Below are 14,706 nucleotides of genomic sequence, written 5' to 3'. Positions count from 1 at the left end.
GTCCCACCTCCGCACAGTTGAGTAGGGCTGTAAAAGCTGATGAAATCAGCGTAGTAGAGCCCACTCAACCACTGCGTTTTGCTTGACAATCCAAAAAAGATTAAGAGGCTAGGACTTTTGTCCCAGCCTCATGTTTTAGCCTACAAAAGCATTGATTTCTGCTTCGATATTCGCAATTTTTTCTTTAGCATCTGCTTCAGATTCACCAACTGTAGCGATGTAGAATTTGATTTTTGGTTCTGTACCTGAAGGACGAACGGCAAACCATGAATCATCAGCCAAGATGTATTTCAATACGTTACTTGGAGGAGTTGTTAATTTTTCAACGCCGTCAGCAGTAGTAGCTGTTTGTTCTAAGAAGTCTTCTGTCTTAGCAATGTCTGTGTTGTTGAATTGTTTAGGAGCGTTACCACGGAATTTATCCATGATTTTCTTGATTTCAGCAGCTCCATCCACACCTGAAAGGGTAACAGAGATAGTCTTTTCTGCGAAGTAACCATATTGTTTATAGATTTCTTCGATACCATCTGCCAAAGTCATACCACGTGAGCGGTAGTAAGCTGCGATTTCAGCAACGATAAGAACGGCTTGGATAGCATCTTTGTCACGTACGAATGGTTTGATGAGGTAACCGAAGCTTTCTTCAAAACCAAGCATGTAAGTGTGGTTGTGTTGTGTTTCAAATTCATGAATTTTTTCACCGATAAATTTGAAACCAGTTAAGACGTTAAACATCGTTGCGCCGTAGCTTTTTGCAATCTTGGTCACCAACTCAGTGGATACGATGGATTTACAAAGAGCAGCATTTGCAGGAAGCGTACCAGCTGTTTTGTGAGCTTCAAGAATATATTTAGCAATGATCGCTCCGATTTGGTTACCAGAAAGGTTGAGGTAAGAACCGTCTGGTTGGCGGATTTCAACACCAAGGCGGTCTGCATCTGGGTCAGTTGCAACCAATACATCAGCGTCTACTTTGCGACCAAGTTCTTCAGCAAGAGCAAAAGCAGCTTGGTTTTCAGGGTTTGGAGATTTAACAGTTGAGAAGTCTGCATCTGGAACAGCTTGAGCTTCAACAACTTGAACTGCTTCAAATCCAGCTTGTGCAAGAGCACGACGAGCCAACATTTCACCTGTACCATGAAGAGGAGTGTAGACAATCTTCATGTCGCGACCGTATTCATTGATCAAGTCTTGGTTGATGTTAACACCTTTCACTTCTTTCAAATATTCAGCGTCGACGTTTTCACCGATAACTTCAATCAAGCCGTTAGCTTTGCTTTCTTCAAGATCAGCCAATTGAACAGTGAATGGACTTTCGATCGCACGGATGTAATCTGTCAATGCATCCGCATCTGCAGGTGGCATTTGTCCACCGTCTTCACCGTATACCTTGTATCCATTAAATGGAGCAGGGTTGTGGCTAGCTGTTACCATGATCCCAGCAAATGTGTGGAGGTGACGAACAGCAAATGACAATTCAGGTGTTGGACGAAGGCTTTCAAATACATAAGATTTGATACCATGGGCAGCCAAAACTTGAGCAGATTCAAAAGCGAACTCAGGAGAGAAGTGACGGCTGTCATAAGCAATGGCAACTCCACGTTTTTTAGCTTCTTCCCCTTTTGATTCGATCAATTGGGCCAATCCTTCAGTTGCTTGGCGAACAACATAGATATTAATACGGTTGGTACCAGCACCGATTAATCCGCGCATACCAGCTGTTCCGAATTCAAGGTTAGTGTAGAAGGCATCTTCTTTTGTTTTTTCATCCATTGCGACCAACTCATCACGAAGGTAAGCTGGTAATTCAGCAAAGTCGAGCCATTTTTGGTAGTTTTCTTGATAGGTCATGCAAGCGTCTCCTTTTTGCGTTATATTTAATCGCTTTCATTATAGCAGATTTTTTCAGAAAATTCTAGCTATAATTGTAAATCTTTTCAAAAATAATAAGCATTTAACCATTAAAAAAGCCAAGACGAATCTGTCTTGACTTGGAAGATTATTTTAATTTTTCAAGAGATGGAACAACTGCGCTGGTAATGAGGACTGTCGCAACGACTTCAATAAGAGAGTTAGTAGACACAATCAAACCAAGGAAATTTTGAATTCCCCCTCCAAAGCTGTTCCCAAAGAAGAAGTAAATCCCGCTTAAAACAAATACAGTATTGGTCATAGAACCGATCATCCCAGCTACCATAAGTCCTGTACGATTGTGGATCCAGCGATAGACGAAGTAAGGGGTTACCCCGATGAGAATACGCGGTACTAAAGCGATGAGAAGGGAGTAGAGATTTCCGTGAGGGACAAAGGGACTAAAGAGATAGCTTGCTGGGGTTAAAACCAGTGTATTCATGGTGAGGCTAAAGAGGCCCATCAGCAGTCCTAGAATAGCACCTGTACGAGGTCCATAAATGATAGATGCGATCACGACAGGAATATGAACCAAGGTTGGTTGAATACCTGATGGAACAAATTGCAGAATGAAGGATGTCACAAAGTGAATAGTGATCATAACCGCAAAAAAGATGGCAATTCGTGAAATAGAAGATGATTTTCTCATAAACAATGCTCCTTAACAGTTTCTACAATAGTTTCTACAGACGCTAGAGCTCCAGACCCTTGATCGCCACAAGCGAGAGTAGCATGGCGAGGTTGAATAATCTGGTAACCATAGTCTTGTAAGAGTTTTAGATTTCGTTGGGTAGCTGGGTGTTCCAGCATTCTTGTATTCATAGCGGGGGCTAGTAATTTTTTTGTTCCTTGAGGCAAAGCTAGAGCTGTGCTTGTCACCATATTATCTGCTAGCCCCATGGCAAGTTTAGCAATGGTATTGGCGCTGGCTGGTGCTACAAGAAAGATGTCTGTTTCTTTTCCAATGTCGATGTGCTCGATCCTCTGTGGATCGTCTTCGATCATAACATCGAGGCCTACTTGATGTTTTGAAAGAATTTGCAAGGTTAAAGGGGTGATAAATTTTCTGGCTGCAGGAGTCATGAGGACTTTCACTTCAAACCCCAATTTGGTTAGTTGGCTGGTAATATCAGCTGCTTTATAGGCGGAAATACTACCGGTAACAGCTAAAGTAATTTGTGTCATATGTAACCTTTTATTGTAAATGCTTTAGGATAGCCTCTGCGATTTCTGTTTTCGTAGAAGCTTCTAGGACGTGATTATCTGTCACTAGATAGGCTTGATGCTGACCATTCTGAATCTTGGTCAGATCATTAGCAACGATCATGCTGGCATGATTTTTAACGAGACTTTCACGCGCTACCTGGATCAACTCTTCAGAAGAAACGTCGACTAAAAGCTTAAAGCCGATCAGTTGAATCGCAGAATTCCATTCTTTGACGAGCGATATAATCTTCGGATTTTTCTTTAGAAAGAGTACTTGGTATTCTTCTTTCGAAGAGATTTTCGCTTCCTGATTTTCGCGATGGATAAAGCTATGTAGGTCCTGAGCTTTATCAACTTCCTCAAGGCCTGTCATGTAAACAGGTGTATAGTCTGAGACAGCCATAGCGTGAATCAAGGTCTGATGATGAAGGACTTCCTTCTGCATTTGTGTGAGTAGTTCCTCGACATTCTCGATCAATAGAAGTCGAAGGTGTGAATGAGGATCGGGTTTAAGCGCGGTAGGCGTTGTGATCAAGGTCACCTGATGTCCCTTTGCAAGAGCTGTTTCTGTAAGGATTTTCCCTAGGCTCCCAGTGGAATGATTGGTGATTGAACGAACGCTATCAATGGCTTCACTCGTCCCGCCTGATGTAATTAAAATATGCATATGCTTATTTTACACAAAAAAGATACGTAAGTAAAGTTCTGAAGCTATTAGGATTAGCTATGTGTAGCCATAATATTTAGATAAAAAACGAACGTTCGATTCAAAAGGTGGAAAAACCATGTTATTTTCGCGAATTTTAGGTATAATAGTTCTATCAAATATAAAGGAGCCCCTTATGAAAACAGATATCGAAATTGCTCAAAGCATTGAGCTCCAACCAATTGTGGACGTTGTTAAGAAAATTGGTTTGGAGGACGATGATCTTGAATTGTATGGAAAATACAAGGCGAAATTGAGCTTTGATAAGATTCGTGATGTTGAGAAAAATCCAGTAGGAAAACTCATTTTAGTCACTGCGATCAACCCAACTCCTGCTGGAGAAGGGAAATCAACCATTACAATTGGACTGGCAGATGCTTTGAATAAAATCGGTAAAAAAACCATGATTGCCATTCGCGAACCTTCTTTAGGACCTGTTATGGGGATTAAAGGTGGTGCTGCTGGAGGTGGTTATGCTCAAGTGTTACCGATGGAAGACATCAACCTTCATTTCACAGGGGATATGCATGCCATCACAACGGCAAATAATGCTCTTTCTGCTTTGATTGACAATCATTTGCATCAAGGAAATGAACTCGGTATTGACCAACGTCGCATTATTTGGAAACGGGTAGTGGATTTGAATGACCGAGCTTTGCGCCATGTTTCTGTCGGTCTTGGCGGTCCTTTGAATGGGATTCCGCGTGAAGACGGTTTTGATATTACAGTTGCTTCTGAGATTATGGCCATCCTTTGCTTGGCGACAGATATTGAAGATTTGAAAGGCCGTTTGGCTAATATTGTGATCGGTTACCGCTATGATCGCATTCCAGTTTATGTCCGCGATTTAGAAGTGGAAGGGGCTCTTGCCTTGATCCTTAAAGATGCGATTAAGCCAAACTTGGTTCAAACTATCTATGGAACGCCTGCCTTTGTTCACGGTGGTCCATTTGCCAATATTGCCCATGGATGTAACTCTGTATTAGCAACGACGACAGCTCTTCATTTAGCTGACTATACGATTACAGAAGCAGGATTTGGTGCTGACCTTGGTGCTGAAAAATTCCTAGATATTAAAACTCCAAACTTGCCTACTTCTCCAGATGCAGTAGTGATCGTAGCGACACTTCGTGCCCTTAAGATGAATGGTGGAGTTACCAAGGATGCTCTGGCTGAAGAAAATGTAGAGGCTGTTCGTGCTGGTTTTGCCAACTTAAAACGTCACGTTGAAAATATTCGTAAGTTTGGTATTCCTGCAGTAGTTGCCATCAATGAATTTATCACCGATACAGAAGCAGAAATTGCTGCTTTGAAAGAATTGTGTGCTGAAATTGAGGTACCAGTAGAGCTTGCGAGCGTATGGGCGAATGGTGCTGACGGTGGAGTTGACCTTGCTGAAACACTGGTTAAGACCATTGAAACAAGTCCAGCTAACTACACACGTTTGTATGATAACAACCTTTCTGTAGAAGAAAAAATTGAAAAAATTGTGACGGAGATATACCGTGGTAGCAAGGTAAACTTTGAGAAGAAAGCTAAGACACAAATTGCCCAAATCGTGAAAAATGGTTGGGATAAGTTGCCAATCTGTATGGCCAAAACACAATATAGCTTCTCTGATAATCCAAATGCATTGGGAGCTCCTGAAAACTTTGAAATCACTATTCGTGAAGTGGTTCCAAAATTGGGAGCAGGCTTTATTGTCGCTTTGACAGGGGATGTCATGACGATGCCTGGTCTACCAAAACGTCCAGCTGCTTTAAATATGGATGTAGCTGCTGATGGAACAGCGATCGGCTTGTTCTAATAGACGCCTGATGACAAAAAATAACTTCTGTTCAAATGAGCAGAAGTTATTTTGTTATGTACTAGACGAGTTTTATAATGAGAGGAGCTTATAGCTGGCTTTGTGATAGGTAAACCAAAGTTGAAGGGTCATTGGAACCCAAATGAGAGGCTCACAAAGAATGACTCCTATATAGCCTGTATGAGGGATAATGAAAAATACAAAGAGAATTTTTCCTGTTAACTCGATAAAGCTAGAAATCAAAGGGGTCAATTTTCGGCCGATACCTTGGAGGGAATTCCCTAAAATCAAGAGGCATCCTAAGACCGGATAGAAGCAGGAGCTGATTTGCAGATAGAGACTGGCATTTGCGATCAAGTTGGGATTGGTTGATCCAGATATGAGGCTTGTCAAGAAGGGGCTTGTAAAGAAGAGGAGGATGGCAACAATGATCGACCAAACGAAGGAGAGGAGACAAGCTTGTTTAACGCCTTTTTGAATGCGTCGGAATTGTTTGGCACCAAAGTTTTGCGAGGTAAAGGTCGTCATACTAGTGGAAATAGCAGCCATTGGCAGAAGGGCAAAGGACATGATCCGACGCGCTGAGATTTGAGCACTAATGATGGTCATTCCAAGCTTATTGATAGCTGATTGTAAGATGACTGTTCCGATAGAGACAATAGAAGACATGAGCCCCATGGTAAATCCCTGACTGATTAAGTCCTGATAGAGCCTTTGATCCCAAACAAAATCGTTGCGATTTGGCAGGAGGAAAGGTACTTTTTTTCGAATATAAATGAAACAAAGAAGTGCAGAAAAACTTTGCGCAATAATGGTCGCAATCCCAGCGGATTGGACTCCGAGATGGAGTTGGGTAATAAAATAAAGATCAAGAAGAATATTGAGAACGGCAGCGATAATCAAGAAGTAGAGTGCCGCTAAGCTATCGCCAACAGCTCGAAGAAGTCCGGCACAAAGATTATAGGCAAAGGTCACAGCTACACCATTGACAATAGTGGAGATATAGAGATAGGACTGAGCTATAATAGCTGGTGGGGTCCCTAAAAACTGGAGAAGGGGATAAAGACCCACAACACCAATAGATATCACGAAGAGACTGAGGATGCCGCCAATAACAGCAGTTGCCGCGACAGATTTTCGTAATTGGTCATCGTTTTTAGCTCCATAATTTCTCGCGATAATGATGCCCATCCCATTTCCAACACCGACGGCAAATCCAACAATCAAATCAAAAATAGCGGAGGTCGCCCCAACGGCGGCCAATGATTTTTGACCTAAAAATCGTCCTACAATCATGACATCCGAGGTATTGTAGAGTTGTTGGAAGATATTGGATAAAAGGATAGGAAAGGCAAAACTTAAAAGAGTGGGTAAAATAGGACCATCTATGAGGTTCACACGTTGAATTCTTTTCATAGTGCCATTATACCAACTTCAGTAACCAGCGACAAGCATCGGTAGTTGAATCCCCTTACATTTTTTGATATAATCGTGTCAGAAAAGGAGGCCTTATGAGCTTAACGAGCCAATTAATCACGGAAACGTTCCCAGATCTGGATAAGGTCGAAAGGCTGAATATCGAAGCATTTCCAGAAGAAGAGCGTGTTCCTTTGTCAGAATTTTTACGCTATACGGACAATGACGATGCCAATTTCTTTGCTTTTTATAATGAGGAAGAATTTGTCGGATTCGCTTTTTCAATCTATAATCAGAAAGCTTTTTATGTCAGTTTCTTTGCCATTATGCCACATTTAAGAAGCCACGGATATGGTCAAGAAATCATTGAAAAATTGGTGGAATTTTACCAAAGGACCATGATTCTTGAAGTGGAACGTTTAGATGAAGAATGCGACAATATAGAGCAACGTCAGTCTCGGATGGACTTCTATAAGCGAAATGGATTTAAAACTGCTAATGCCTTTTTAGAATACGACGGACTTAGCTTTGAAATTCTCTATCGAGGCGATCAATTTGATGAAGAGGCTTATCGGGACATCTTCCATAAACTGCAAGCAGAGAATTACTTTGATTTCCGTATTGAATACCGACGCTTTAGTGATCATTAGACATGATATAAAAAAGTTCTCAGCTAATTTACTGAGAACTTTTTTTGGTTAGTAAATAAAGAAATAGTACACGATACTCATGATTTGTGAAAAGAACCAAGGCAGAAATAGAAAAGCTAAGAAAGCAGCATGCCATTTCCAATAGAGAGAAACTAGCCCAACCGTTTCTCGGATCCAAGCCGATGGGAGATAATAAAAAGCTGTTTTTGAACCGACACTGCGTCCAGGGATTTTTAATCGTCTCATAAAGACACCAGCCCGAAGAGCGTGAAAGGAATTGGTCACCACCAGGACACTCTTTCCTAGTCCCTGATCTTCAAGAATAGCCTTGCTAAAGGTCAGATTCTCAAAAGTCGTTCGAGAACGATTCTCAATCAAAATGTCTTCCTGTGGTACACCCTGTTCCATCAGGTAGTTTGCCATAGCTTCCGCCTCTGAGATTAATTCATCAGCACCTTGTCCACCAGAAACAATTAGTTTTGGTCGTCCCTCAAACTGCTCATAGATAGTCTTTGCTTTAGTTAGACGCTGGGCCAAAAGTGGTGGTACTTTATCCCCAATTAGACCAGAGCCAAGGACGATGATAGCATCGGGCTCTTTACGAATGGGCAAGTAATTGCAAAAAGTCCCATATAAAACATGAGAAAGATAAAGAAAAGTCGAGTAAAAGAGGGCAAAGTCTATTGGATAAATCAAGAGATCTTTCCCTGGGAAATGAGGAAGGAAATGAAGCGCCAAGGCGCCGATAATAAAGATCCCATATAGGAGCGAGAGGAGATTAGCCAACCTTTTGCCTTCAAAAGATATCATTTGATGGCCGTTAAAAAGAAGAAAAACAGTTGAGAAAATAATACTGAGTAAAACAAGGATAGCAAGTACTGAAAAGATAATGATGGCAACCTTTTGGTTAAACCAAAGCTCCGTACGAACAACTAGTAGAAGGGCGGAAATTAGGAGGAAAAGGCCGAAACTTATTGAAAAGAGGTAAGCATTGATCAGTCTTCTGCGGTCGTTCAAAAAGAAAAATAAAAAAATGGTAGCTGGAATCAACCAGAATATATTTAGAAACATGATGACTCCTAGATGTAGTAGTAGTTATATTGTAGCACAATTGACTAAAATGTGCTTATGAATTCCACAATCGTTCAATGTTGTTAAAAGCCTTAGCTGCCAATTGAGAAAATCAATAGATTCAGAAAAAATGAATTGCCGTGGTGACAGAAAGCTGTTATACTAGAAAAGATTCAACATAAAAAGGAGAACATATGTTACGAAAAGGTTCCTTAACAGGTTTGCTGTTATTTGGTATTTTCTTCGGTGCAGGGAATTTGATCTTTCCACCTGCGCTAGGTGCCCAGTCGGGTAGCCATTTTTGGCCAGCTATTGCTGGATTTGTCTTATCAGGAGTAGGAATTGCGATTATTACCTTGATCATTGGGACGCTCAATCCTAAAGGCTATATTCACGAGATTTCACGTAAAATCGCCCCTTGGTTTGCTATCGTTTATCTGGTAGCCTTGTACCTCTCTATTGGCCCCTTCTTTGCCATTCCAAGAACGGCTACTGTTTCCTACGAGGTTGGAATCGCCCCCTTGTTAGGAAATGCCAATGGAGGACTTGGTCTCTTCATTTTTACCTTGATTTATTTCTGTTTGGCCTATTTGATTGCCTTGTATCCTTCTAAAATCTTAGATAGTATTGGTCGGATTTTAACACCTGTCTTTGCTATCTTGATCGTTGTACTGGTTGTCCTAGGTGCTCTCAAGTACAGTGGACACGCGCCACAAGTGGCAACAGCAGCCTACCAAGCATCTGCCTTTGGTCAAGGTTTCCTTGAAGGCTATAATACCTTGGATGCCCTTGCTTCAGTGGCCTTTAGTGTGATTGCGGTAACCACCCTCAATCAACTTGGTTTTACCAGCAAGAAAGAGTACATTAAAACCATCTGGATCGTTGGGATCGTCGTAGCCATTGGCTTTAGTATTTTATACATTGGCTTGGGTTACCTTGGAAATCATTTCCCAATTCCAGCAAAAGTGATGGCATCTGATGCCAATAAAGGTGTCTATGTCCTTTCAGAAGCGACCAAGGCTATCTTCGGTCCAGCTGCTCAAATCTTCCTCGCAGGTATGGTGACGGTGACTTGTTTCACAACAACAGCCGGTTTGATCGTGTCAACTGGGGAATTCTTCCATAACACCTTCCCTAAAATCTCTTACAAGGTCTATGCAACTCTTTTTACCTTGATTGGATTCTCCATTGCCAATCTTGGTTTGAGTGCCATTATTGCCTATTCATTGCCTGTCTTGATGATCCTCTATCCAATCACGATTACTATTGTGTTGATTGTGATTGTAAATAAATTTACTCAACTATCAAAACCAGGGATGCAATTGACTATTTTCTTAGTTAGCTTGGTTGCGTTTGGAGACGTTCTGGCAAGTACCTTTAAACTTGCAGGTCTAGCAAACATCATTAAGCACTTGCCGTTTGCTGCCCAATCCCTCCCATGGTTACTACCAGCAGTCGTTGGTATTGTCCTTGCTCTGTTCTTGCCCAATAAACAAAGTGCAGAAGAAGAATAAGATTTACTAGAAACTCTAAAGTTCCCCGCTTTAGAGTTTTTTTATTTTGAAACTAGTACCTAAATAGTTTCTTTAAATACAAACCGTAGCAAAAATTTTTAATTTAAGGAATGGCATGTTATACTATTTCTAACATATCAATATACGGAGCATTTTATGAATCAAATCGTTTTCTCCTTCACTGTCTTTCTGGCAGGGATTCTCTCCTTTTTCTCTCCCTGTGTCTTTCCTTTGCTCCCGGTCTACATTGGCGTTTTGCTAGGAAGTGATCAGGAAAAATCCGTTCAGATTTTTGGGAAAAAGATACGCTGGCATGGCATCGTTAAGACCTTGTGTTTTATCGCAGGTATTTCTGTTATTTTCCTTATCATAGGTTTCGGAGCTGGCTTATTGGGGCAGGTTATGTATACCAACTGGTTCCGCTACGTTATGGGAGCGCTGATCATTATCCTTGGTCTTCATCAGATGGAAGTCTTTCATTTTCATTTCCTTGAGAAGCAAAAATCAGTAGATTTTGGAGCCAACAAACAGAAGAATGAGTTGTTTTCAGCCTTTCTTCTTGGTCTTGGCTTTAGTTTTGGTTGGACGCCTTGCATTGGCCCTGTATTAGGATCGGTTCTTGCATTAGCAGCATCCAATGGTCAAGATGCCGTCATGGGTGCTCTCTATCTCTTTATCTATACATTAGGGATGGCTATTCCATTTTTACTTTTGGCCTTAGCGTCTGGGATTGTTCTCCCATACTTTAATCGTCTAAAACCCCATCTCTTATTACTGAAGAAGATTGGTGGCTTGATCATCATCATTATGGGGATTTTGTTACTCTTGGGACAATTGAATAGCTTGTCTGCTATCTTTTCATAAATCAAATGGAGGTTTACTCATTATGAAAGTTATTAAATACGCTTGTTTTTCGCTTCTTTCTCTATCTATCCTGACTGCTTGCTCTATGAATCAGTCCGAAAGCGGCATGAACAAACAATCCATGGATAATCAATCAATGACCAACACAACCGCTAGTAAACATCCCTTAGTAGGAAAAGAAGCGAGTGACTTTGAGCTAAAGGATATGAAGGGGAACACGGTTAAACTTTCAGACTACAGAGGGAAGAAGGTATATTTGAAATTCTGGGCGACTTGGTGTGGTCCTTGTCGCCAAAGCATGCCTGAACTCAATAAATTAGTTGAAGAAAAGGACCGGGACTTTGAAATTCTGACCATTATGGCACCAGGACTCCAAGGTGAAAAAACAGAGGAAGAATTCGTCAAATGGTTTGATCAACAAGATTACAAGTCAGTACCTGTCTTGTACAATCCAGACGGTTCTTCATTTGCAGATTATCAAGTTCGCTCTATTCCTACAGAAGTCTTTATAGATAGCCACGGAAAAATTGGACATGTACAATTAGGGGCTATTTCAAACGAAGATGCTAAGAAGATTATCAAGGAGTTAAAATAAAAAAATGAAGCACGAAGCTTCATTTTTTTATTAGTTGCTTGCACCAGAAGTGGCATCAGCATCTCCGTGGCCTCCGTCACCATGTCCTCCAGCATCAGAAGCACCAGAAGTTGCATCTGCATCACCATGACCACCAGCAGGAGCAAATGGTCCGCTACCACCTACAAGGCGTTGACCTGTTGTTTGCAGGTACCAGTCTAACCATGGTTTGAAGTTGAAGACAATCTCATTGATACCAGCGTAAGAACCATCTTCATAATACATTGCTTGGTAGTTGTGGGTGTTGATCACGCCTTCAGGAGATCCTGGAACAATAGTTCGAACATATTCTTGGTTTCCGTTGCGAAGAGTGCCGATTACCCATTCAACGTTTTTCATACGTGCTGGTGGAAGGGATCCGTGAACGGTTGACATTCGGCTACCAGATTGAGGTGGCACGCGTTTGGCAAACATGGTATCTGGATCTTGATGAGCATTGTTGTAGTAGAGGAATTGGTTGTTATCATCGGCATATGTCAACTCAAATGGCATGGCCTTCAAGAACATATTAATTTGGTCAACGGTTAGGATACCGTGGTCAAGTTTGACATAAGTATCTCCAGAAACAGCACCTGTAAGTTCAGCTACTTTTTCAACCCAATCTGGATCATCTGGATCGATCTCAGTAACAGTTGTAGCAATTGGATGATTACAATCTAAATCTTCTGGTTCAATTGGTTTTGGTTTTTTCAATTTGGATACAACCTCAACGTATTTCATAAAATTATCCAAGCAGGTTTCAAGGAATTTGACGGTTCCTTCGTTGATGATATTGCCGTTTTCGTCAAAAGCTTCTTTTGCTTTTCCAAGAAGGAATTCATTACCTGGAAGAGTATAAGCATTGACACCTGGAGCATCAAGGATCTTGCGGAGGTGAACCTGAGCACGTGATGTCCCTTGATCATAGTAGGAAGCACCAACGATCATTACTGGTTTGTTTTCAAATGGATGCACCTCAAAAGATAGCCATTCAAGAACAGATTTAAGAGCAGCAGAGATCGTATGGTTGTGCTCTGGAGTAGCAATGATGACACCATCTGCTCGAGTAATTTTATTGTACAAAAGACGTAATTGGAAACTTTCGTCCCATTTTTCATCTTGGTTAAACATTGGAACTTCATCGATTTCAAGAACTTCCAATTCAAATTTGATCTTAAATTGTCGGCGAATGAATTCCAAGAGTTTACGGTTATATGATTGATCGTAGTTTGATCCTACAAGTCCTACAAATTTCATTCTTTTCTGTCTCCTATCTTACAAGTTTTCCCAGTCAAATTCTTCAGCATCTTTGCGAAGTAATTCTTGGGCGTTGCGCAATTTGTCTGTGATTTTTACAAACACACGGAAATCATTGAAGACGGCATCTAATTTTTGAATGACATCTAAATCCACCAAGTCTCCATTTTGATCAAAGGCTTGCAATGAATGGGAGAGCAAGAATTCATCTGGCAAGACATTCGCTTTGATTTCTGGAGCATTTAAGATTTGGCGAAGTTGGAGTTGGGCGCGTGAAGATCCCAACGTACCGTATGAAGCCCCAGTAATCATGACTGGTTTATTCAACAATGGGAAGACTCCGTATGACAGCCAAGCGAGAGCACTCATCAAGACCGCTGGAATAGAGTGGTCGTATTCTGGAGTCCCAATAATGACTCCATCAGCCTCCTCAATTTTTGCAACAATATCCAAGACAGCTTCAGGCACTTGTTTGTCGGCTGGTTTGTTAAAGACAGGGATATCTTTAATTTCGACCAATTCGATCTCAGCCTTATCAGCAAAATGTTTTTGCATGTATTGAAGTAGTTGACGGTTTGTAGAACGTTTGGAGTTAGTCCCCACAATCGCAATAAGTTTTATCATGGAAAATTCCTTTCTGATAGGAGAATTATAAATATGATTGGAGCCCACTTGTATAGGCAATCTTGCCTGATTGAGAAACCAATAAGGTGTCTATACCAGGAAGTGATTCAACAGTATTGAGGATAGAAGCAGGAGATTCCCCGAACAGGCGGGTAGTCCATATCTCCCCGTCTACGGATCGATCAGATATGATAGTGATACTGGCTAAGTCTGTCTCGACCGGATAGCCCGTCGCGCTATCAAAGATATGATGAAACGACTGGCCTTCAACTTCTAAATGACGCTCGTAGATGCCAGAGGTGACAACAGATTTATTCTTGACTGAGAGGACCAGTAAGTGATTTCCTCTTTTTTCGACAGGATTTTGAATGCCAATCCGCCAAGGCTGCTGTTTAACAGGGTGTTGACCAACGGTTAGGATATTTCCTCCAAGATCAATCAAGGCATCCTTGATTCCCTTACCTCTCAGATAGGTAGCAATTAGATCTGCGCTATAGCCTTTTGCTAAGGCTCCCAAGTCGATCTTCATTCCAGGACGCATAAGAAAGACCGTATGGTTTTCTGGGTCGAGCTGAATTCGGTGAGGATCGATCATGGTCAGAGCTTGATTAATTTCCCCTTGCTGGGGACGTCTAGCATCTGAAAATCCAATTCGCCAGGTCTGTACAAGAGGACCAATGGCGATGTTTAAATGGCTGTTCTGAGCTTGACTATGCAAGGTTCCTAATGCAATCAGTTCAAAAAGATCTGGATGTACTTGGACAGGAGCAATACCAGCTTGGTGATTGACCTCCATGAGTTCAGAACTTGCATCATTAGCACTGAAGCGATGTTCGTAGGAGCGAAGAAGTTCAAAGCAGCGGGCTAAGAGTTCATTCGCTTGTGGGTGACAGATCGAAACAGTGATGGTCGTTCCCATCAAATGTTCGGATCGACTACTTAGGTCCACTAAAAATCTATCCTTTCCTATTTTCACTTACCTACAGTATATCAAAAAGATATCGTTTTCACAATCCTTTCAAGCATATTGTTTGACATTTTTTGAAACATGTGAAGTGGGATTTTCT

The 14,706-nt window shown here is 41.3% G+C and carries 14 protein-coding genes; 5 read left to right on the top strand and 9 right to left on the bottom strand.

From position 1 onward, the window contains the following. Nucleotides 1-135: 135 nt before the first annotated feature. The 4 genes from H7T97_RS02125 to H7T97_RS02110 form a co-directional block, all read right to left on the bottom strand. Nucleotides 136-1,851 (bottom strand): phospho-sugar mutase, encoded by a 1,716-nt coding sequence (locus H7T97_RS02125; protein WP_195423178.1) that lies wholly within the window; start codon nt 1,849-1,851, stop codon nt 136-138. A 148-nt stretch (nt 1,852-1,999) separates the two neighbouring features. Beyond that, nucleotides 2,000-2,560: an ECF transporter S component gene (locus tag H7T97_RS02120; protein WP_049497912.1), complete on the bottom strand. Its 561-nt coding sequence runs from the start codon at nt 2,558-2,560 to the stop codon at nt 2,000-2,002. Beyond that, entirely contained in the window at nt 2,557-3,096 is a 540-nt protein-coding gene (gene coaC / locus H7T97_RS02115; RefSeq protein WP_201089197.1) for a phosphopantothenoylcysteine decarboxylase, read from the bottom strand. Before coaC ends, H7T97_RS02120 begins: the two co-directional genes overlap by 4 nt. A gap of 10 nt (nt 3,097-3,106) precedes the next feature. After that, entirely contained in the window at nt 3,107-3,784 is a 678-nt protein-coding gene (locus H7T97_RS02110; RefSeq protein ID WP_201089195.1) for a phosphopantothenate--cysteine ligase, read from the bottom strand. 175 nt (nt 3,785-3,959) lie between these two features. Between H7T97_RS02110 and H7T97_RS02105 the strand changes: the two genes are divergently transcribed. Next, nucleotides 3,960-5,630, top strand: coding sequence for a formate--tetrahydrofolate ligase (locus H7T97_RS02105; protein ID WP_201089193.1), 1,671 nt, complete (start codon nt 3,960-3,962; stop codon nt 5,628-5,630). 72 nt (nt 5,631-5,702) lie between these two features. Here H7T97_RS02105 and H7T97_RS02100 read toward each other — a convergent pair whose 3' ends face one another. Then, the gene (locus H7T97_RS02100; protein WP_201089191.1) at nt 5,703-7,046 is read right to left on the bottom strand and encodes an MATE family efflux transporter; all 1,344 of its coding nucleotides are present in this window, start codon (nt 7,044-7,046) and stop codon (nt 5,703-5,705) included. A gap of 95 nt (nt 7,047-7,141) precedes the next feature. On the opposite strand from H7T97_RS02100, the gene H7T97_RS02095 reads away from it, so the two are divergent. Next, nucleotides 7,142-7,696 carry a GNAT family N-acetyltransferase gene (locus tag H7T97_RS02095; RefSeq protein ID WP_049497917.1) on the top strand — a complete coding sequence of 185 codons (555 nt, stop codon included), beginning with the start codon at nt 7,142-7,144 and terminating at the stop codon, nt 7,694-7,696. A 48-nt stretch (nt 7,697-7,744) separates the two neighbouring features. On the opposite strand, the gene H7T97_RS02090 is transcribed toward H7T97_RS02095, so the two are convergent. Continuing rightward, complete coding sequence (locus tag H7T97_RS02090; protein WP_201089189.1) at nt 7,745-8,767, bottom strand: YdcF family protein; 1,023 nt, start codon at nt 8,765-8,767, stop codon at nt 7,745-7,747. A gap of 194 nt (nt 8,768-8,961) precedes the next feature. Here H7T97_RS02090 and brnQ point away from each other — a divergent pair, with 194 nt between their 5' ends. From brnQ to H7T97_RS02075, 3 genes are all read left to right on the top strand, one after another. Next, nucleotides 8,962-10,281, top strand: a complete 1,320-nt coding sequence (gene brnQ, locus H7T97_RS02085) for a branched-chain amino acid transport system II carrier protein (RefSeq protein WP_195487198.1) — start codon at nt 8,962-8,964, stop codon at nt 10,279-10,281. Nucleotides 10,282-10,437: 156 nt separating this feature from the next. Next, nucleotides 10,438-11,145: a thiol-disulfide oxidoreductase-associated membrane protein CcdA2 gene (gene ccdA2, locus H7T97_RS02080; protein WP_195487199.1), complete on the top strand. Its 708-nt coding sequence runs from the start codon at nt 10,438-10,440 to the stop codon at nt 11,143-11,145. A gap of 22 nt (nt 11,146-11,167) precedes the next feature. Beyond that, entirely contained in the window at nt 11,168-11,740 is a 573-nt protein-coding gene (locus H7T97_RS02075) for a TlpA family protein disulfide reductase (protein ID WP_207185532.1), read from the top strand. Nucleotides 11,741-11,770: 30 nt separating this feature from the next. On the opposite strand, the gene H7T97_RS02070 is transcribed toward H7T97_RS02075, so the two are convergent. The 3 genes from H7T97_RS02070 to H7T97_RS02060 are packed head-to-tail and all read right to left on the bottom strand — an operon-like array spanning nt 11,771 to nt 14,588. Further along, entirely contained in the window at nt 11,771-13,015 is a 1,245-nt protein-coding gene (locus tag H7T97_RS02070) for an NAD(P)H-dependent oxidoreductase (RefSeq protein WP_201089186.1), read from the bottom strand. Between the two features lie 18 nt (nt 13,016-13,033). Then, a complete protein-coding gene (locus H7T97_RS02065; RefSeq protein WP_023918073.1) occupies nt 13,034-13,639 on the bottom strand; it encodes an NADPH-dependent FMN reductase in 606 nt (201 codons plus the stop codon). A 25-nt stretch (nt 13,640-13,664) separates the two neighbouring features. Continuing rightward, nucleotides 13,665-14,588, bottom strand: a complete 924-nt coding sequence (locus H7T97_RS02060; RefSeq protein WP_311638413.1) for an FAD:protein FMN transferase — start codon at nt 14,586-14,588, stop codon at nt 13,665-13,667. Nucleotides 14,589-14,706: the final 118 nt, after the last annotated feature.

This window comes from Streptococcus parasanguinis (genome assembly GCF_016648925.1).
GTDB lineage: Bacteria > Bacillota > Bacilli > Lactobacillales > Streptococcaceae > Streptococcus.
This window is presented reverse-complemented; position numbering and strand designations above follow the sequence as displayed.

Coding starts and splice junctions, on each gene's coding strand:
- H7T97_RS02125 (WP_195423178.1), bottom strand. CDS start 1,851: ATGACCTATCAAGAAAACTACCAAAAATGGCTCGACTTTGCTGAATTA.
- H7T97_RS02120 (WP_049497912.1), bottom strand. CDS start 2,560: ATGAGAAAATCATCTTCTATTTCACGAATTGCCATCTTTTTTGCGGTT.
- coaC (WP_201089197.1), bottom strand. CDS start 3,096: ATGACACAAATTACTTTAGCTGTTACCGGTAGTATTTCCGCCTATAAA.
- H7T97_RS02110 (WP_201089195.1), bottom strand. CDS start 3,784: ATGCATATTTTAATTACATCAGGCGGGACGAGTGAAGCCATTGATAGC.
- H7T97_RS02105 (WP_201089193.1), top strand. CDS start 3,960: ATGAAAACAGATATCGAAATTGCTCAAAGCATTGAGCTCCAACCAATT.
- H7T97_RS02100 (WP_201089191.1), bottom strand. CDS start 7,046: ATGAAAAGAATTCAACGTGTGAACCTCATAGATGGTCCTATTTTACCC.
- H7T97_RS02095 (WP_049497917.1), top strand. CDS start 7,142: ATGAGCTTAACGAGCCAATTAATCACGGAAACGTTCCCAGATCTGGAT.
- H7T97_RS02090 (WP_201089189.1), bottom strand. CDS start 8,767: ATGTTTCTAAATATATTCTGGTTGATTCCAGCTACCATTTTTTTATTT.
- brnQ (WP_195487198.1), top strand. CDS start 8,962: ATGTTACGAAAAGGTTCCTTAACAGGTTTGCTGTTATTTGGTATTTTC.
- ccdA2 (WP_195487199.1), top strand. CDS start 10,438: ATGAATCAAATCGTTTTCTCCTTCACTGTCTTTCTGGCAGGGATTCTC.
- H7T97_RS02075 (WP_207185532.1), top strand. CDS start 11,168: ATGAAAGTTATTAAATACGCTTGTTTTTCGCTTCTTTCTCTATCTATC.
- H7T97_RS02070 (WP_201089186.1), bottom strand. CDS start 13,015: ATGAAATTTGTAGGACTTGTAGGATCAAACTACGATCAATCATATAAC.
- H7T97_RS02065 (WP_023918073.1), bottom strand. CDS start 13,639: ATGATAAAACTTATTGCGATTGTGGGGACTAACTCCAAACGTTCTACA.